We start from the raw sequence: 18,524 nt of genomic DNA on the forward strand, positions 1-18,524 counted from the left end.
TTGAACAACGGATAAGTGTTGCATGCGGATCGCTGAAAGGTATAATTCACCCGTTTTCCGCATACTACTTGCAGTGCCGAAGTGGCGAAATCGGTAGACGCAGTTGATTCAAAATCAACCGTAGAGATACGTGCCGGTTCGAGTCCGGCCTTCGGCACCATTAGTACAGCGCGAACAAGAAGCCACCGAGAGGTGGTTTTTTTGTGCCTGGAATTTGGCTGCCCCCTTTATTGTTTAAATCCTCTTCGTCTTATCACATTGTTTTATAAACAATGAACTTCATTCGATGTTGTGCTGTTAACCCAACAACAAACTGCCGACTGCATATGAATATTGCTGTGTTTATATACAGACATGGCATAGGGATGGCCTATTGCCAATCAGGAAGAAGGCAGGGAATAGCATGAAAATTCTTAAGTACGTTTTATGCGAGCGCAATGAAGATTCGATCACAGTAAGAGGGGATCGTAGTGGCGGTAATTTCGGTGATACCACTCATGGTGGTGCAGATAATGGCCGTGACAGTAACTCGGACACTATCAACCGCACTGATAAAACTAATGATACCGAGTTTGCTTCGATTTATGCCGATCTGGAAACTTATGAGGCCAAAATCCCTTACATGTATGTCGATACTAATGGGCATGTTACGGTTGGAATTGGCACCATGCTGCCGTCCGTTGCTGACGCACAACGTTTGGCCTTCAATAAACCCAGCGGGGCTGTTGCGACCGCTGCGGAAATCAAAGCTGAGTTTGAGCGTGTCCAGAGGGCATTTAGCAAAAATAAAGCCGCCACTGCATATCACTCGCCGACGTCTTTGACATTAACGGAAGACTCAATTAAAGACCTGGTACGTACGCATGTGGATGCCGATCGTATTTCACTGCACAACCGTTATAGTGATTTCTACGATTTCAGTCAGGGGATTCAGGTTGCCTTACACGATATGGTCTATCAGTTAGGGAGTGCCGGTTTGGGCAAGTACACCAACTTCAATAAAGCGGTGAACAGCAAAAACTGGACTAAAGCGGCCGATGAGTCGAATCGTAAGGATGCCAATAAAGCGCGTAATGATGCGACTAAAAAGGCATTCACAGATGCTCAAACGGTAAAAGATGCTGCCGAATGGCAGCGTGATCGAGCAGCCCGTAGATCCGAACATTAATGTGCATTACTGGCAATACCGCCCCTGTCGGGGCGGTATTTTTATGGGAAGACAATAGCTTCCGTTCCGACACCGTAGCGCCCGTCTTTTTCTGGTGTTAGCAGGAAATAACGCGTACTGCGATAGGTCGCATTTTGCACGCTGTAGCTTTGTTCCACGACGTACACCTTTTCCCCATTAGTCATCGCACGGCCCGCCCCTAAGAAATCAATCGCATAGTTGCCAGCAATGTTATCGGCCAGGTTAAAGACACCGTCTTTTCTATCTACAAAATGAATGGACGTATCGACGGCTTTCAGGGATTTGCCTGCGCTAACTTGTTTAGCTCTAAGTTTGAGGTCATCGTTACTTATTGCCTGGTACATCAAAGCGGGCAACCGCTCCGGCAAGCTGGCTGGCGTGCCGATAGCCAACTCTTTATGGCCAGCAGTGAATGAGCCAGCCCGTAAACTGTGATTGATCAGGCAGGCCCCCAGATTTTGCCGAAGCGTATTAAAATCCATCGCGTTCCTGGATTGCTCAACCGGTGCCCCGAACTGTTGATACTTTTGATAAAAATCGGCGCAGGATGTAGCCTGCAATGGTTTGTTTCCCGGACCTTTGAAATAAAACTGATCTGAAAAATCGCTGTCTTTGGCGAAAATAGACCGATCAATCTCTGCAGGGGACAACAAGCCAGCTTCAGCGCTGGAGAACCCGAATATGAAGGGGACAATCAACCATAACTTCTTCACTTGAGCCATTCCGTGTGCTTCCTTTTCAATGAGATATGTTGATGTGGGGATGATGGTTTGTGTCAGGAAGTAAAGATGCTGTTTTTAACCGTGGTGATAATATTTTATCTTTCAGAATTGAATATGAACATAATATTAGCACTTTTAGTCTTGGGGTTAGACTGCCGTAGGCAGAGGTTCAAGACTTGAATGCGGTTTCCAATGATATCAGGGAAGTGGTTAAGAAAACGCCCTCGTCATTGCAGCCCCCTGAACGTTCATTTCCTTCTAAGAGGTGCTGGACTAACCGGGAGTGATGATTATCATGTTATCGAGACTACAGACCCAGAGAGCGTGTTATGCAACATATCATTGAAGGTTTCCTCAGCTTCCAGAAAGATATTTTCCCACAGCGTAAGGAACTCTTCCGCAGCCTTGCCTCCAGCCAGAACCCTAAAGCGCTTTTTATTTCGTGTTCTGACAGCCGCCTGGTACCCGAGCTTGTGACTCAGCAAGACCCGGGGCAGCTTTTCGTTATCCGTAACGCAGGCAATATCGTTCCTTCCTTTGGCCCGGAACCGGGTGGGGTGTCGGCGACTATTGAATATGCGGTTGTTGCGCTGGGCGTCACGGATATCGTGATTTGCGGCCACTCGAACTGCGGTGCCATGAAGGCTATAGCTTCTTGCCAGTGTCTTGACCCGATGCCTGCTGTGGCCCACTGGCTGCACTATGCGGACGCGGCCAAAGCGGTGGTAGAGAAGAAAACGTGGGATAGCGAAATCGACAAAGTTAACGCTATGGTTGAAGAGAACGTCATAGCCCAGCTAAATAATATTAAGACTCACCCGTCCGTTGCCGTTGGTCTGCGCAACAACGGCCTGCGTCTGCACGGTTGGGTGTACGACATCGAAAGTGGCGAGATCCGCACGCTGGATAAAAATACGAAGAATTTCGTTTCACTGGCGGATAACCCCGCTGTTCACTTCGAATAAAGTGATGTTTGGCCTTGGCTATGACATTGAATCCACGTTTCGGCGTGGATTTTTTTATGGGTAGATCTAAAGAATCATGTCCGCTTTTGGTATTCACTAAAAGCCATAGCAGATCCCTCGATATGACGAGGGTATCTATCCCCTGTAGAGGATAATATTTGATTTATCCTCTACAGGGGATAATACTCATTTCATCCGTTTGGGAGGATAAAATGAAAATCACCTCTGCAAAGATGCTGGCGCATACATTACGCAACGAGCGCAAAAAACGTAACCAGAGCCAAAGCAAAACCGCTGACAGTATCGGATTAAAACAGGCCACGGTTTCTGCCTTTGAAAACAACCCGGACGGCACCCGGCTGGAGACGTTGTTTAAACTGCTTGCTGCGCTGGACTTGGAGCTACAGGTCACTCCACGCGGCAAGCCGGTAGATCCCAAGACCTGGGATCAGGAGTGGTGAGCATGGAAAAGCTACGTGTGGTGCTAAATGGCACTGTTGTTGGAATGCTGGAAAAGCATGCGGGCGGCGCGATGTCGTTTGTTTACCAGGAAGAGTGGCTGGCACAAGCTGGCGCACGCGCCATATCGTTATCCCTGCCGTTACAGCCAGAGCCGTTCCGCGGTGATGTGGTGTATAACTTTTTCGACAATCTGCTGCCGGACAGCGAGCTTATTCGTAGCCGCATACAGGCGCGCTTCAGAACAACAACCAAACAACCTTTTGATTTGCTGGCCAGCATTGGCAGCGACTGCGTGGGGGCGATCCAGCTTTACCCTGAACATGCTGAAGTCGCCCCGGTAAAGCAAGTGAATGCAGTACCGGTCAGTGACGAAGAAATAGAGCAGTTATTGCAAGGCTACCGCGAAGCCCCTTTGGGTATGGGACCCGATAGTGATGATTTTCGCATTTCTCTGGCAGGTGCACAGGAAAAGACGGCGCTGCTTTGGTTCGATAATCAGTGGTGCCGACCGGAAGGAAGCACACCAACCAGCCACATCATAAAACTGCCCATCGGCCATATCGCGTATAACAATCTGGATCTCAGTGAAAGCTGTGAGAACGAGTGGTTATGTTTACGTATTGCCGAACAGTTTGGCCTGCCGGTAGCGCAGACTCAGTTAGCGCGTTTTGGTGAACAAAGGATCCTGATCGTAGAGCGTTTTGATCGACGTTGGTCGCGAGATAACAGTTGGCTGATTCGCTTGCCGCAGGAAGATTTTTGCCAGGCTTTAGGCATTCCCCCTGCGCTGAAATATGAGGCTGATGGTGGGCCAGGTATTGCGGCTGCGATGGAGCTGCTATTGGGCTCACAGCAACCCTTGCTCGATCGAGATATTTTCTTTAAAAGCCAAATCGTATTCTGGATGCTGGCGGCCATTGATGGGCATGCTAAAAACTTCAGCCTGTTCATTGAACCAGAGACGACCTATCGAATGACTCCGCTCTATGACGTGCTCTCGGGTTACCCATTTATGCATGGCCGTGGCATTGCGCCACAGAAAGCCAAAATGGCCATGGCTGCGCTTGGGAAGGGCCGCCATTACCGTTGGAGCCAGATCTTGCCACGGCACTTTATCTCTACCGCGCGAGCGGTGGGGTATTCCGAAGAGAAAGCACGGCAGGTGATGGTTGAGATGAAAGCACAAACCGAGCAGGTGATTGTTAATGTGGAAGCGATGCTGCCGGACGATTTTCCCCGCTTTGTTAGTGATGCTATTTTTGCTGGGGTTCGGCGGCAAGCGGAGAGGTTGCCGGGGTAGGATAATTGTTTGTTTATGGAAATCATAAAAATTAAGACACCTGCATTAGGTGTCTTTTTATATCTATGGCCTAGGTTTTTTCCATCAAATCAAATAGTAAAACAGCTATGCCGGATAAACGCGACCTTCCTGCATTTGTAGCAAGTGGTTGCCTGCTTGCTCACTAAGTTCGAGTAGGGCAGGAAGCACATGCGCGGAGGCTTTGAGCCAGGCACTTATCTGCACTTTACTGCCCATTGAATTGTGTTCTTCGTTTTCAAGTGATTCAGCCAGGTACAATAAGCCGTGACAGAGTCCTTCAACAGACTCCAAAGCGACGGCGCTAAGATCGCACAGCTGAATATCGGTGAGTTTACAGAATTGCAGATCGGCAATGAGGTCGCGGAAAACGGCGATAGAGCTGTCAGTAGAAGTTCGATTTGTGCAGGTCATGATGATATGTCCTTGAAGGATGGTTATCACCACTACCAAAGAGTTCCAAGCTTTGGTGGTGGCCCAGACAGGTTTGGAACTCCGGTCCTTCAATCACCGGCCAACCTTACGGTTGTCCTGCCTGAGCCACCGAACTGAGTGTGCACGTAGGCACTGAAAAAACACAAGCCTTTTCAGTAATGAAGGAGTCAGGGTTCCAATCCTGACTGCGGATTTTGCCGCAGCAAAGAGACTATATTCTGGTTACTATCTACATGAAATAGGCTGGATGGATTTACAGGGATTTTCTGTTGGGATTGGAATCGGACTCGCATAAAAAATAAAACTCGTACGTGTAGAACTGCCTTATCTAAGAGTGTTTTATAGATCTGTGCTTTGTTGTTTATCTCACTGAATTTTATTGTAAATGACCATTTATAATGGCGTATGCGGTAGTAGCTAGTAACATCAACATGTTTAGGAACTTACTAGCGCGCTTTTTAATTGATAATTTTATATAAAGACTTATCCTATTTACATCTTGCTGGTTGTTTTAAGTGAAATGTGTACAGAATGTGCTCATATCGCGTAGTACTTCCAGTTTTTTTGCATAGAAATGATCAGGCTGTCGATAAGGAGTTATTGCTATGCCAGAACGCTTTTGTTGAGGCTAGATAGAGAGTTTTTCTTTGTCGCATATGTAATTACTACTTATAGCCAATGCATTCATAAAGTAAGCGATGTTTAGGTAGCCACCATGATTAATAGTAAGTAATTAATTTCACATGAAATTATATTTTCATTATAAATCACTTGCCCATAAAAATTTATAGCGATTTTTGCGTATAGAATGGGTTGAGGAGAAGAAAATGCGGGTTTCAAATCCCCCCCAGGCAAGGGATCTGATGGCAACTGCTCGAAGTTTTGGCAACTATGATCTTGCAGCAGCTCTTGCCGATCTGATTGATAATAGCATCAAGGCTAAGGCTACTCGGGTTGATATCAATTTTGAAGTAGAGAAAATAGGTAGAGAAGTAGTTGTCAGGATTCGGGACAATGGGATTGGCATGGGTTTGGATGCGCTAAAAGTGGCTATGCGTCCCGCAAGCACCAATCCAGAGGATGTAAGGGAACCGGACGATCTTGGAAGATTTGGTTGGGGGTTGAAATCTGCATCTCTTTCGCAAGCTCGAATACTCACAGTTGTTTCTTGGCGTGATGGGACTATTAGTGCTGCGCGATGGGATATCGATGATATTGACGATTGGGGAATGGAGATCATGGAAGGAGCAGAAGCAGAAAGTCTTTTGTCTGTTCCCTGTACATCTAAATCGGGAACTGAAGTAATATGGAGTCGTTGCGATCGAGTGCTCGATAGTGAAACCAATTCCTCTTTCGATGATTCCCTTACTTTTGCCATTGCACATTCCAATCAACAGTTGTCATTGATATTTCACCGATATCTTGCAGGGGAAGCAGAGAGACGTTTGACAATCGCGGTTAATAGCCGCCAGTTACGCCCAATCGATCCATTCATGATATCTCATAATGCTACACAGACCTTAGATGCTGAGGTTATTAAGACAGCAAACGGAGCTGTAATTAGTATTCAACCCTATATTTTACCGCATTTCTCAAAGTTAACTGTTGAGGAGCAGAAAATACTTGGCGGTTCTGAGGGAATGGTTCGTAATCAAGGGTTTTATGTATATCGAAACAAGCGATTAATCATCTTTGGGACTTGGTTCCGATTGGTTCCACACGGTGAACTCTCTCAGTTGACCAGGATCAGAGTCGATATTCCAAATACTGCAGATGCTGAATGGCGAATCACTGTAGATAAATCGGATGCTCAACTTCCGGTTGCTCTTAAACGCCGTCTTCAAGACATTGTCAAACGTTTCAATCTGCGCTCATTCTCGGTACATCGTAAAAAAGGTGTTTCTCTAGACGTCCCGAAAGTCCAGTCTGTCTGGCTCCGCTATATCAAACATGGTCAGATTCATTATCGAGTAAATCGAGATCACCCTATCGTAGCGAGCCTATTGGGTATGGAGTCTGTCTCAAGTAATGCTGATGCCGTACTTCGGCTACTGGAGTCTTATTTTCCAACAGACAGATTTATTGCTGATGCTAACAGTTCAGGTGTCAATCAATGTCCAACTTCTACTGAAGAATTTGAATCTCTTGTTGATCAGTGTGTCATCAATTTTATTCAAGGAAATGAAGGGGGGCTTGAAGTTGAAGCTTTTCTTGATTTCATTAGGGACGTGGAGCCATTTACAAGCCAATGGATATACACACAAAGCTATGTCCGAAAGATTACTGTCAAAAAGTGGGGGATGAAGAATGGATTTTGATGCGGCGCTTAGTTTTATTCGTACAGAAATAGATAAGGTTTTAAAAGGACGAATTCCAGTACCTAAAGGATTTCTCGATGATTATGTGAGAGATAAATCAGGAATTTCAAAAATTCTTGGGGAGGAGCTAGCTGACCGGTTAGTTAGACACCTTGAGACTTTCTATGGAACTAATCAGAGTGATGGTCATGTATTGAAAACCGATTTTGAAGAGTGGTATCCGAAGCGTAAGGGGGAGATAAATTTCTACTTCTGGCGTAGATTACAGAAGTATTGGTTAGATCACTCAATTCTCCCAGTCCAAGTTGTTGGGTCTGTAGATAATGTTACAAATGAAATTATAGGTTTTCTTGGCGATCCTCAAGAAATAAAATCATGGCGCCGCCGGGGTCTTGTCATGGGGCATGTACAATCTGGTAAGACAACCAATTATTCGGCACTCATTGCTAAAGCTGCTGATGCTGGTTACAGAGTAATTATTGTTTTGGCTGGACTTACCAATTCACTCAGATATCAAACACAAGTTAGGCTTGATCAGACTTTTGTGGGGAAATCTTCTCTTGGAGACTCAGTAGCATCTGTTATATATCCGGTTTCTTACTCTTTCAGAGGGATTGAGGGTGAAAACTCTGAGCTTCGTCATCCATATTGCGGAACAACGCAAGTTTCCGATTTTAATGTTGGGAAGGCCACTGGAATAGTAGCTGCAGAAGGTAACTTTGCTGATCCAATATTATTTGTGACCAAAAAAAATGAGAAAGTTCTTGAGCAACTTGCTGGTTGGCTGAGAGGGCTTCGCCAAGGGGGTCAGCTTGAGGGGCCAATGCTGTTAATTGATGATGAGGCGGATAATGCCTCAATCAATACAGCTAAAGATCCCGGGGTCACTACAAGAATCAATGCTCGTATTCGCGAACTCTTAGACTGTTCTCGACGCTCATCGTACGTAGGATATACAGCAACACCTTTCGCGAATATTTTCATTGATCCAGATACAAATGATGAAATGCTCAAAAATGATTTATTCCCTGAACATTTCATCAAGTCATTGGAGCCGCCAGAAAACTACATTGGAGCAGATAAACTGTTTTCTGAAAAAGGTGAGTTTTACGATATTTGTGTGAGACCTATTCCTGATGATTATAAAGATCTTCTTCGCCTCAATCATAAATCAGGAGATAAAGTAAAAGAGTTGCCGCAAAGCCTTAAAGATGCTGTTTTCGAATATGCCTTGTTCAGGTGTCTCCGTACTCTTGCAGGGGAAGGGGATCGCCACTCCTCTATGTTGGCGAATGTAAGCAGATTTAATGCTATTCAGCAGCAAGTGCATGACGAAATCTATCGCTTGATCCAAGATCTGAAAGCTGCTGCTGATGTATGGGGAGCAAGTTCAACTTGGGAACGATCCGAAATTCTAAGTTGTTTAAATAAGGTTTGGCGGAAGGAATATGAGAAATATTCTGATTTTACTTGGGATGAGGTACGAGATGTTCTGAAACAAGCTATCTCGTCGGTTGAAGTTCGTCTGGTTAATATGCGTGGGGGAGGATTGGACTATACTAAGGCTCCTGACCTAGGGCTTCATATAATAGCTGTAGGAGGATTGGCTCTTTCACGTGGCCTTACACTTGAGGGGCTTGCGATTTCATATGTTCTTCGCAATGTCGGGGCTGCTGATACTCTTCTTCAGATGGGACGATGGTTTGGTTATCGTCCAGGGTATGAAAAGTTATGTCGGATCCATGCAACTAGAGACATGTTAGATCATTTCCGTGAGGTTAGTGACTCTGTTGAGGAACTGCGGGATGATCTTGTTCGAATGGAAAGGATGGGGCATACCCCAGATCAGTTTAGCCTTAAAGTTCGCCAAAGTCCTACCGGTATAGCTATCACTGCTGCGAATAAGATGCGGGCAGCGAAACCCCTTCTGATTGCCTTGGATTTATCAGCTCGCCATCTTCAAGCATACGAGTTGTTCAATAAAAATGATGTTAATGGTAAGCATCTCGATGCCGTAAATTCATTGGTAACAATACTCAATACAAATTTTTCAGATAAACGTGTTAGAGATGAGTCCGCGTTTGTTTGGTCGGGTATTCGAGTATCGATTGTAAAGGAGCTGCTTCAGAATTTTAAATTGCCTCAGCTTGAGTTTGCTTTAGGAAATGAAGAAAGGAGTTTGGCTTTGGACTACATTTCTGATCGGTCTGCAGTTGAACTTTCCACTTGGGATATTGCGATTCCATTTAGAAGAAAAGGTTCATTCGATTTTCCTCTCGCAATTGATGGGGCTGATGGTGTGTTCTGTCGTAATCGTCATAGCGGTTATCCTAAGTCTGATGATCCTGATGTTGTAAAAATTACTGAGAAAAACGTAGTTGCAGACGCTGCACCTAATGATCTTAAGTATGGTGAGTGTAGAGCAAGATTGGATGAGAAAATCGGGAAACTCAGAGAGGATAATCCTAAGCTTAGTCCCGAAAAGGCGTGCTTGCTTGCCAGAGAGCGCCCTTTACTTTTGATTCATCTGTTCAATTTCAAGCTTGACGATAAGCATGCAGATAGCAAATCACTTGAATTCAATGAGAAATTGCCTGTTGTAACGGTAAGTTTGGCTTTCCCTAATACTAGCATTCAGCCTCAACCACGCGAATATGCAATTTCCGTTCGGATGGCTCAGTTGTTGGAGAGACAACTCGAAGAGGCCCAGAGTGATGAGGATATATTCGATGAGCAGTGATTTCACCAGAAAGTGGGACGAAATATCAGATCGGGGATATGGGGCTGGGCGTTTTCGTGTCTGTCCTGACCATCTGCTTGACCTGTTTATTAGTTTTTCAGTTGCAGGAGAACGTGAGTTCACTTTGGAATCTTCTAAGGCGAATTTTGATGTGGATGAGCTACCTGAATTCGAGAACATAGTTGCCCAATTGGGGGATAATACGTTTCTTCATCGTCTGACTTTGCGATTGACAGATTGTGGGCTAACTGATCTCTTTTCGGTTATCTGTAGTGACCTAGCTGAAGCATCATCATTAGCGCAAACTGCAGAAGGTGCGATCCGCATATTCGCGATACGGCTTAATCGCTGGGCAGAGTTACTACGTCGTCGACGTGCTTATGAACTGTCCTTCAAGGAGAGGTTAGGTCTTCTTGGAGAACTGAATATGTTGATTTGGGTAATCGACGAGTGTGGTATAGATGCTCCATTGGCCATACGGGGATGGCGTGGTCCTGAGGGTGATACTAATGATATAGGTTTGAACAATATACGAATCGAAGTGAAGGCACAGCTTTCAACTCAGCGTCAGTCATTGAAAATTTCATCGTTGGATCAATTGGACTGGGATGGACAAAATTTGTTTATAACAGTCAATCGATTTAGTCCATCGAGTGAAGGATTAAGTTTAGCATCCTTGTCTTCGACTATTTCCACTCGGCTAGCAACGTGTAGCCACAGTTTTATAGAGTTCCAGCGTAAGTTGATTATTGCAGGATATGATCCAGATGCTAGTTACGCTTCTGAGAGATTCAAGCTTGAAGGATTGAGCATCTATCGGGTTGATGGGAATTTCCCGCGATTAGTGCCAAGTAATGTTGCTCGAGGGATTACCAAGGCTAGGTATGATATCGAGTGTGAAAGCATAAATGATTTTCTGATAGCTTCATCGGAATTAGAGGCCCTGATAAATGGTTGAACTTCAGGAGGAATACCAGTATCTGCATGAAGAGGTTCGCGTTGGTAGCATTGCGAATCACGAGCTTCAGATTACGGAGTTTTTTCGAATCTACTCGTCGCTTGCTGCAGAGAATGGAGATACACCAGATATGGAGTATTGCCCGGTTCTTAGGGAGGGACTGGGGGGGTACCGTGTTGATGGGTACGCACTGGATATATTAGAAAGTGAAGACAGTGAGTCTGGAGATCTCTACTTGGCTGTTTGTGATTACCGCCAAGTAGAAGAACTACCCGCAATCAACAGCCGTGACATTGAGCGTGCTGTCGATGGTGTTGAGCGATTCTTCAAGGCTGCAACAAGTCGAAAATTTCTTGATAGCTTAGAAGAGGCTAGCCCTGCTTATCAACTCGCTTTACTTATTCAGCAATACAGCACGAGAATTAAGCGACTTCGCGTCATCATTTTTACTAACGGTCATTTGCGTATCCGCAAAAGCATCTTTGAAACGAAAGATCTTGATGGCGTTACCATGCATATCAATGTCCTTGACTTAGAACGCTACTCAAGGATTTCATCAACTGGCGGGGAACCTGTTGAGATTGATTTTGATGAGAATTTCGATGGTGCTATCGAGTGTTTACCAGCCTCGATTGGTGCGGATAGCTATCAGAGCTATCTCTTTGCAATCCCCGGTTCGGTGTTGGCAGCAGTTTTTGCAGCATTTGGAAATCGTTTACTTGAACAGAACGTCAGAACTTACCTTCAGGCAAAGACTGGTGTCAACAAAGGTATCCTGCGCACTATTGCGGAGGAACCAAGTATGTTCTTTGCCTACAATAATGGCGTTACTGCAACGGCATCTTCTGTGCTGACACGGAGGCTTTCTAATGGTGCGTTGGCTATATCCCATATCAAGGACTTCCAGATCGTTAATGGGGGGCAAACCACCGCATCACTTCTCTATGCTCGTGATGGTTTAGGTAAGAAGCTTGAACATGTTTATGTTCAGGTGAAGCTATCGGTTGTTGATGAAATGCGTTTGGCTGATGTCGTTCCGAGAATTTCAGAGTACGCCAACACGCAAAATAAAGTTTCTCTAGCTGATCTTGCCTCCAATAGTCCGGTTCAAATCCGAATTGAGCGTTTTTCCAAAGAGGTCTCCGTACCACAAAAAGCTGGTGAACTGCACACTAGCAAATGGTTCTATGAGCGAACTAGAGGCCAATACAAAAACCTCTTTGCCTATAAAACCAAATCTGAACGCAACAAACTCGAGTTGATGTATCCGAAAACAAGACTCGTGACAAAGACTGATCTAGCTAAGTATGAGTTGTCTTTTGATGGGCACCCTCATTACGTTAGTGAAGGTGCTCAGAAATGTTTCAACCGCTATACGACATTGGTACTTTTGAAACTTGGAGGCGGCACCTTGCTTAGTGAGACATGGTTTCGCAGGGCAATGGCTAAAGCATTACTATTCATTGGTCTTGATGAGGCCATTCAGAAGTCGTCGTGGTATCTGACGGACAGGGGTTACAAAGCTCAAATAGTTACATATACGATCGCAGCTTGTGCGAATGAGTTTCGTATAAGAAGCCAACAGATAGATCTAGATCGGATATGGCGAGAACAAAGTATTCCAATGTCATTGCTTGGCTGGATGCTTAAAGAAGCGAGTTTGGTTGCAAACATTCTGAGATCTCCCCCTGACAACGTTAGGAACGTATCGGAATTTGCAAAACGAGACTTTTGCTGGGAGTTGTATGTGAAGGGAAAAGTTGGTATGCCGGATGACTCTATTCTTCAGTTCGGAGTCTCTATTGAAGATTACAATGATGAAACAAAACAAGGCAGTCGTGAAACAGCTAGGCGCTTTGATATTGACTTCGAAATTAAGATAACTGGTTTGATACATCGAGCGAATGACATCATCATTCAGGCTAATAAAATTGGAGCAGCATCTCCAAAAAACATAAGTGCCTTAACCAAGGTTGCTGCGGGTAATTTAAATCTATCTAAAGGGGAGAAAACCGCTCTTAAGTACCTGCTGGAACGGTTGGAAATCGAATACTAAAATTGATTGGTTACGGCCATTGCAAGCTGTTTGCTGAGGTAATGGCCGATATGTAAATTGTCTAGAATGCCGGAGGTTAGTCCTAGAACTTCTATGCCAAAATCTTGGTTACGATTCCAGCAATTTGATTCGCCAAAAGAGGAGGTACTGCATTCCCAACTTGGTGGTACTGTTGGGTGCGACCACCTTGGAAAAAGTAATTATCTGGGAAAGTCTGTAATCGAGCGGCTTCCCGTACAGTCAGACTTCTGCACTGTACCGGGTCATAATGGATGAAGTAGTGTCCATCCTTAGATATGTGGCTGGTAATTGTTGTAGACGGACTGTCTTTTAATTGAACCCTAAATCTGTCCGAAAACTTGCCTGACTCCCAGTTTTTATGGGCTGGGGCCAGTCCTGGCAAATTAAATTCCTTATGTCCCTTGGGCGACCGTTTATGGACAGAAGCGAAGGTTGCGGCATAACCGTAACGACCCAGGTCGTCTATGCGATGTCCACGAGTTTCATGGTTAAGCCAGACATTTAAGTGGGAGTCTAATAGCCACTCATCCAAGTTATCATGTCCCGTTTGTCCAAGATAACCGGGTTTCCTAGGTAGCCTTATACTCCCTGTAGCCTGGACGCAGCCGATACTGGAAGCATTTTTTTGTAGATAAGGTGCTAAATTTTTTACGGTATCGTCAGATGTCGACGCAGCTTCTGTCAGTGTTTGTAATTCCTTGCCAACCAGCTCTGCCCATAAAGTATTGGAGTCTTTTTCCTTACTTAACAAACTTCTCAAGGCTGGGAGACCTCCAATAGCATCTTTGACTGATACTGAACCTTGTCGAGACAACTTGGGCAATTTATCTTGATAGCGATCTTCTCTGATCCCTAACAAAATCACCCTATGACGAGCTTGTGGTATCCCGAAGTCTTCAGCCCGAATGATAAATTTTGTCAAATCCAGTTGGTTTGGATCGTCACCATTACTAAACACTTGATCGCTGACAAGTGACACTATCCGGTAGCACTGACCTTTTTGTGTCTCTCCTAACGCGGCATTTGGGTTGGCAAGATCTTTAAGGATTTCATGGAATATTTTCTGGCCGTTGATAGTCGACGAGAGAATACCTTTGACATTCTCCATGACAAAAATATCAGGTTGGTAATTTTGTATGATCCTCAGGTATTCGCGATAGAGAAAATGGCGATGATCATCTTCTGCCTTATAGTCAGCTTTACCTTTGTTTCTGGCTCGACCTACCAATGAATACGCTTGGCAAGGTGGCCCACCAATTAGCACCCATGGCTGCTCAGGAGTGCGTTCATCTAATGCTGTTTTAATTGAAGCATCAAGAGTAGCATTTCCATCGATACTGCCGATTTCTATGCACATGGCTTCTTTACCAGCTTTATTCCAAAGCTCTTCAGTCTCAACGCTATAAGGTTCCTCTGCTTGGCCATTGCAGAAGCGATAGTAGTCATCCAGCTTCTCTGGTTTACTACTACAGAGAAGTCGGTAGAAGGCTCGGAGGCGGAGAGTTTTGTGAGCAATAGGATCTTTCTCGGCTGATACCACTATCTGAAAGGTCTCCCCGTTATTTAGCGCTGAGAAACCTTCACCCAGCCCACCAGGTCCGGCAAAAAGATCTACTATTGGAATCGGTAATGAAGTTGTACTCATGAGTTCTTTTTGTAGTTTTAATAAGGTAGCCAGGATACCAGGAAGAGGCACAAACGGGAAGCAATCATGGATATCGTCGACCAAAAAACACGCTCTAGAATGATGTCAGGCATCAAAAACAAGAATACGCAGCCAGAAATGCTCGTGCGCAAGTACCTTCATGAACAAGGGTTTCGGTTCAGACTCCACGTTGCGGACTTACCGGGTAAGCCAGATATCGTTCTTCCCAAGTATAAATTGTGCATCTTTGTACATGGTTGTTTCTGGCATCGACATGAAGGATGCCGCTATGCCACCACTCCGGCCACTCGTCCTGAGTTTTGGGCCCAAAAATTTGGATCGAATAAACAACGCGATATTCGCGTCAAGATGCAATTGCTTGAAGCGGGGTGGCGAGTATTCGAAATATGGGAGTGTGGTTTTAGAAAGAAGGGGGAAGATTCCTTAAGTTGGTTACCAGAGATTATCAAGAGTAATATTCAAACTCTAAGCTGGCCTGACTATATTTGCAGTGGGGATGCATAGCCAGGCGACAAACCCCTTTAGTGTTTCGTCAGTGTCTCCCCATCACCCCAAATCCGCCCCGTTACTGGCAATCACCTGCTTGTACCACCAGAAAGACTTCTTGCGAGTACGGGCGAGGGTGCCGTTGCCGTTGTCGTCGCGGTCGACATAAACCAGGCCGTAGCGCTTGCTCATTTCGCCGGTCGATGCCGCCACCAGGTCAATGCAACCCCAGGTGGTGTAGCCCATCACCGGCACGCCGTCGGCGATGGCGTCGGCCATGGCGCGGATGTGTTCCCGCAGGTAGCTGATGCGGTAATCGTCGGCTATCTCGCCGTCAGCATTGAACTCGTCGTGCGCGCCCAGACCATTTTCCACCAGGAACAGCGGTTTTTGGTAGCGGTCATACATCATGTTCATGGTGATGCGCAAACCCAACGGGTCGATGCCCCAGCCCCAGTCGCTGAGCGGGATATGCGGGTTGGTCAGGGATTTCACCACGTTGGCGGCGCTGCTGTTGTTGTCGTTCATATCGGCAGAAGCGCAGCGCGAGGCGTAATAGCTGAAGGAGACAAAATCGACGGTGTTCTTCAGGATCTCGGCGTCGCCTTCCTCCATCACGATGCTCACGCCTTTCTCGCGGAACACCCGGGCAGAGTAAGCAGGGTAGGCGCCTCGGGCCTGCACGTCGATAAAGAACAGGTTCTCGCGGTCTTTCTCCAGCGCGGCCCACACGTCTTCCGGCTTGCTGGACCAGGGGTAGAAATTGCCGCCCGCCAGCATGCAGCCCACCTGGTTGGCGGGGTTCACCTCGTGCGCGATGCGGGTCGCCAGCGCGCTGGCCACCAGTTCGTGGTGCACTGCCTGGTATTTTACCTGCTCGGGGTTCTCGCCAGTCTCAAACACCAATCCTGCGCCAGAGAACGGGCTGTGCAGCACAATGTTGATCTCGTTGAAGGTGAGCCAGTATTTCACCAGGCCATCAAAGGCTTCGAAGCAGGTGCGGGCATAGCGGGTGAAAAACTCCACCATTTTGCGGCTGCGCCAGGAGCCGTATTCGGTCACCAGGTGCATCGGCACGTCGAAATGGCATAGCGTCACCAGCGGTTCGATGCCGTATTTGCGGCACTCTTCGAACAGGCTGCGGTAGAAGGCGATGCCTTCCGGGTTGGGCGTCAGCTCGTCGCCGTTCGGGTAAATCCGGCTCCAGGCAATGGAGGTGCGGAACACGCTAAAGCCCATCTCCGCCATCAGCGCGATGTCGTCGCGGTAGCGATGGTAAAAATCAATCGCGTCGTGGCTCGGGTAAAACTCGCCTTCGCGCAGGGTAAAGCGCTTCTCCAGGCCGAGCTTCACCGGCATGCGGTTGGGGCCATGCGGGATCATGTCAACCGTGGTCAGCCCTTTGCCCCCCTCGCGATAACCCCCTTCAGACTGGTTGGCGGCCAAGGCGCCGCCCCATAAAAACCCTTGCGGGAATGTTGAATCAGACATGCAATCCTCAATTACCCGTCATACTTGAAGCTGCATCTGTGTTGGCTGCACCCGCACACCCCAGTCACTTAGCTAACTAAGCTCCTGGGGATGTACGGCCTTGCCGCCGTGATGCAACTCCAATTATTTAGGGTAAAAAATAGTGCGTTAATGGGTAGCGTTAGCGGTATTGGCCGCAGGCGCGGTTGTCGTTGGGGCCTCTTCGCTTTCCGGAATGTCTTCAAAGCCCAATAGCAGCGTGAGCACAAAAGACAGCACCACGGAAAGCACCATCACGCCGCCGACCCAGACAATGCTCATCGGGTTCGACGGGTCAAAGAACTGCACGCTGGTGAACAGGCCGGGCGAAGCCATCGAATGGCTGGCTAATCCGCCAATGCCGGCGACGGCACCGCAGATAAAGCCGCTGATCAGGCTGGCGATCAATGGGCGTTTAAGCCGCACCGCCACGCCGTACAGCGCCGGTTCGGAAATGCCTGCCACAATGGCGGAAGCGGCGGCGGCCAAGGCGGTCTGGCGCAGCTCGCGGTTTTTGGTTTTGAACGCCACCGCCAGCGAAGAGCCGCCGAGCGACAGGTTGGCGCCAATCTCCGAAGGCATCACCATGCCCTCTTTGCCGGTTTCGGCGATGGTCTGAATGATGGTCGGGGTGAAGACGCGGTGCATGCCGGTCATCACCAGCAGCGGCCAGATCGCCCCCATAATGGCGACGGAAAGCCAGCCCAAATAGCTGTGCACGGTGTACACCAGCGCCGAAATACCGCTGCCGATCCAGATGCCCAGCGGGCCAATCAACACAATGGCGATCGGCGCGGCGATCAGCACAATCAGCATCGGCTTAAGGAAGTTCTTGGTCACCGCCGGGGTGATGCGATCGACCCATCGCTCGATATACGACAGGATCCAGGTCATCACCAGCGCTGGGATCACCGTGTAGGTGTATTTCACCGCCGTCACCGGAATGTAGGCGAACTCCACCGCCTGGCCCTGCGCCGCCTTGGCCATTAAGTCGATAAAATTAGGGTGCAACAGCACACCGGCAATGGCGATTGCCAGCGACATGTTGGTTTTGAATTTGAGGGCGGCCGACGCGGCGACCATCACCGGCAGGAAGAAGAACGCGCCGTCGCCAATCACGTTGAGGATGACCAGGGTCGACGAGCCTTTGTCGAACACGCCGGCCATATCCAGGATCATCGCCAGCAGCTTCACCATCGAACCGCCGATAATGGCCGGGATCAGCGGCGACATGGTGCCGACTAGCGCGTCGAGGATGCCGGCGCCAATGCCTTTCAGGGTGATTTTTCGCTTTGCCGGCGCGGCAGTGGGGGCGTTGCCCGGCATGCCGAGCGCCAGCACCGCCTGATAGGCTTTCGACACTTCGTTGCCGATGATCACCTGGCACTGCTCGCCGCTGTGTACCACGCCCATCACGCCGCTAATCGCTTTGAGTCTTGGCGTGTCGATCAGCGCCTTGTCTTTCACCACGAATCGCAGGCGGGTCATGCAGTGCGTAACGGCTTCGATGTTCGCGCGGCCGCCCAACGCATCCACGATGGCGTGCGAGATCTCTGTGTAGTTCTTCGGCATGGAATATCGTCTCTAAGATATGAATTCGGATTGCCCAAAGGCTCACTTTTACTGCCTGGGCGATCCGCCGTTCCATCTGAATGAAACGCCCATAAGAAACCGGTTTC

At 47.5% G+C, this 18,524-nt stretch carries 14 protein-coding genes and 1 tRNA gene; 10 read left to right on the forward strand and 5 right to left on the reverse strand.

Annotation, left to right across the window (positions count from 1 at the left end):
- Positions 1-75 precede the first annotated feature (75 nt).
- A tRNA-Leu gene (locus ACGS9J_RS17445) sits at positions 76-160 on the forward strand.
- A gap of 243 nt (positions 161-403) precedes the next feature.
- Complete coding sequence (locus ACGS9J_RS17450) at positions 404-1,168, forward strand: hypothetical protein (RefSeq protein ID WP_442232090.1); 765 nt, start codon at positions 404-406, stop codon at positions 1,166-1,168.
- Between the two features lie 41 nt (positions 1,169-1,209).
- Here the strand turns inward: ACGS9J_RS17450 and ACGS9J_RS17455 are convergent, their stop codons facing one another.
- Positions 1,210-1,911 (reverse strand): hypothetical protein, encoded by a 702-nt coding sequence (locus ACGS9J_RS17455; protein WP_442232091.1) that lies wholly within the window; start codon positions 1,909-1,911, stop codon positions 1,210-1,212.
- A 329-nt stretch (positions 1,912-2,240) separates the two neighbouring features.
- On the opposite strand from ACGS9J_RS17455, the gene ACGS9J_RS17460 reads away from it, so the two are divergent.
- From ACGS9J_RS17460 to ACGS9J_RS17470, 3 genes are all read left to right on the forward strand, one after another.
- Positions 2,241-2,876, forward strand: a complete 636-nt coding sequence (locus ACGS9J_RS17460) for a carbonic anhydrase (RefSeq protein WP_261285505.1) — start codon at positions 2,241-2,243, stop codon at positions 2,874-2,876.
- A gap of 212 nt (positions 2,877-3,088) precedes the next feature.
- A complete protein-coding gene (locus tag ACGS9J_RS17465; protein WP_261149945.1) occupies positions 3,089-3,337 on the forward strand; it encodes a helix-turn-helix domain-containing protein in 249 nt (82 codons plus the stop codon).
- A gap of 2 nt (positions 3,338-3,339) precedes the next feature.
- Entirely contained in the window at positions 3,340-4,638 is a 1,299-nt protein-coding gene (locus ACGS9J_RS17470) for a type II toxin-antitoxin system HipA family toxin (protein ID WP_442232092.1), read from the forward strand.
- A gap of 105 nt (positions 4,639-4,743) precedes the next feature.
- Here the strand turns inward: ACGS9J_RS17470 and ACGS9J_RS17475 are convergent, their stop codons facing one another.
- On the reverse strand, positions 4,744-5,070 hold the full coding sequence (locus ACGS9J_RS17475) for a hypothetical protein (protein ID WP_442232093.1): 327 nt from the start codon (positions 5,068-5,070) through the stop codon (positions 4,744-4,746).
- 884 nt (positions 5,071-5,954) lie between these two features.
- Between ACGS9J_RS17475 and ACGS9J_RS17480 the strand changes: the two genes are divergently transcribed.
- Genes ACGS9J_RS17480 through ACGS9J_RS17495 form a run of 4 tightly spaced genes read left to right on the forward strand, consistent with a single transcriptional unit; the run spans position 5,955 to position 13,163 of the window.
- Positions 5,955-7,409 (forward strand): ATP-binding protein, encoded by a 1,455-nt coding sequence (locus ACGS9J_RS17480; protein ID WP_442232094.1) that lies wholly within the window; start codon positions 5,955-5,957, stop codon positions 7,407-7,409.
- Entirely contained in the window at positions 7,399-10,149 is a 2,751-nt protein-coding gene (locus tag ACGS9J_RS17485) for a Z1 domain-containing protein (protein WP_442232095.1), read from the forward strand. Before ACGS9J_RS17480 ends, ACGS9J_RS17485 begins: the two co-directional genes overlap by 11 nt.
- On the forward strand, positions 10,139-11,107 hold the full coding sequence (locus ACGS9J_RS17490; RefSeq protein WP_442232096.1) for a PD-(D/E)XK motif protein: 969 nt from the start codon (positions 10,139-10,141) through the stop codon (positions 11,105-11,107). The genes ACGS9J_RS17485 and ACGS9J_RS17490 overlap by 11 nt, the downstream gene beginning before the upstream one ends.
- On the forward strand, positions 11,100-13,163 hold the full coding sequence (locus ACGS9J_RS17495) for an AIPR family protein (RefSeq protein ID WP_442232097.1): 2,064 nt from the start codon (positions 11,100-11,102) through the stop codon (positions 13,161-13,163). Before ACGS9J_RS17490 ends, ACGS9J_RS17495 begins: the two co-directional genes overlap by 8 nt.
- 91 nt (positions 13,164-13,254) lie before the next feature.
- Here the strand turns inward: ACGS9J_RS17495 and ACGS9J_RS17500 are convergent, their stop codons facing one another.
- The gene (locus ACGS9J_RS17500; RefSeq protein ID WP_442232098.1) at positions 13,255-14,913 is read right to left on the reverse strand and encodes a DNA cytosine methyltransferase; all 1,659 of its coding nucleotides are present in this window, start codon (positions 14,911-14,913) and stop codon (positions 13,255-13,257) included.
- On the opposite strand from ACGS9J_RS17500, the gene ACGS9J_RS17505 reads away from it, so the two are divergent.
- Entirely contained in the window at positions 14,896-15,354 is a 459-nt protein-coding gene (locus tag ACGS9J_RS17505) for a very short patch repair endonuclease (RefSeq protein ID WP_442232099.1), read from the forward strand. The two genes, ACGS9J_RS17500 and ACGS9J_RS17505, sit on opposite strands and share 18 nt — an antisense overlap.
- A gap of 42 nt (positions 15,355-15,396) precedes the next feature.
- Here ACGS9J_RS17505 and ACGS9J_RS17510 read toward each other — a convergent pair whose 3' ends face one another.
- Both ACGS9J_RS17510 and ascF read right to left on the reverse strand, forming a co-directional pair.
- The gene (locus ACGS9J_RS17510; RefSeq protein ID WP_442232100.1) at positions 15,397-16,827 is read right to left on the reverse strand and encodes a 6-phospho-beta-glucosidase; all 1,431 of its coding nucleotides are present in this window, start codon (positions 16,825-16,827) and stop codon (positions 15,397-15,399) included.
- Positions 16,828-16,974: 147 nt separating this feature from the next.
- Entirely contained in the window at positions 16,975-18,417 is a 1,443-nt protein-coding gene (gene ascF / locus ACGS9J_RS17515; protein ID WP_442232101.1) for a PTS cellobiose/arbutin/salicin transporter subunit IIBC, read from the reverse strand.
- Between the last annotated feature and the right edge of the window lie 107 nt (positions 18,418-18,524).

Origin of the sequence: Serratia quinivorans, from assembly GCF_052113645.1 — a bacterium.
Taxonomy (GTDB): Bacteria; Pseudomonadota; Gammaproteobacteria; order Enterobacterales; family Enterobacteriaceae; genus Serratia; species Serratia quinivorans_B.

Excerpts from the sequence above, each read along its gene's own strand:
- ACGS9J_RS17450 (WP_442232090.1), top strand. The coding sequence starts at position 404 with ATGAAAATTCTTAAGTACGTTTTATGCGAGCGCAATGAAGATTCGATC.
- ACGS9J_RS17455 (WP_442232091.1), bottom strand. The coding sequence starts at position 1,911 with ATGGCTCAAGTGAAGAAGTTATGGTTGATTGTCCCCTTCATATTCGGG.
- ACGS9J_RS17460 (WP_261285505.1), top strand. The coding sequence starts at position 2,241 with ATGCAACATATCATTGAAGGTTTCCTCAGCTTCCAGAAAGATATTTTC.
- ACGS9J_RS17465 (WP_261149945.1), top strand. The coding sequence starts at position 3,089 with ATGAAAATCACCTCTGCAAAGATGCTGGCGCATACATTACGCAACGAG.
- ACGS9J_RS17470 (WP_442232092.1), top strand. The coding sequence starts at position 3,340 with ATGGAAAAGCTACGTGTGGTGCTAAATGGCACTGTTGTTGGAATGCTG.
- ACGS9J_RS17475 (WP_442232093.1), bottom strand. The coding sequence starts at position 5,070 with ATGACCTGCACAAATCGAACTTCTACTGACAGCTCTATCGCCGTTTTC.
- ACGS9J_RS17480 (WP_442232094.1), top strand. The coding sequence starts at position 5,955 with ATGGCAACTGCTCGAAGTTTTGGCAACTATGATCTTGCAGCAGCTCTT.
- ACGS9J_RS17485 (WP_442232095.1), top strand. The coding sequence starts at position 7,399 with ATGGATTTTGATGCGGCGCTTAGTTTTATTCGTACAGAAATAGATAAG.
- ACGS9J_RS17490 (WP_442232096.1), top strand. The coding sequence starts at position 10,139 with ATGAGCAGTGATTTCACCAGAAAGTGGGACGAAATATCAGATCGGGGA.
- ACGS9J_RS17495 (WP_442232097.1), top strand. The coding sequence starts at position 11,100 with ATGGTTGAACTTCAGGAGGAATACCAGTATCTGCATGAAGAGGTTCGC.
- ACGS9J_RS17505 (WP_442232099.1), top strand. The coding sequence starts at position 14,896 with ATGGATATCGTCGACCAAAAAACACGCTCTAGAATGATGTCAGGCATC.
- ACGS9J_RS17510 (WP_442232100.1), bottom strand. The coding sequence starts at position 16,827 with ATGTCTGATTCAACATTCCCGCAAGGGTTTTTATGGGGCGGCGCCTTG.
- ascF (WP_442232101.1), bottom strand. The coding sequence starts at position 18,417 with ATGCCGAAGAACTACACAGAGATCTCGCACGCCATCGTGGATGCGTTG.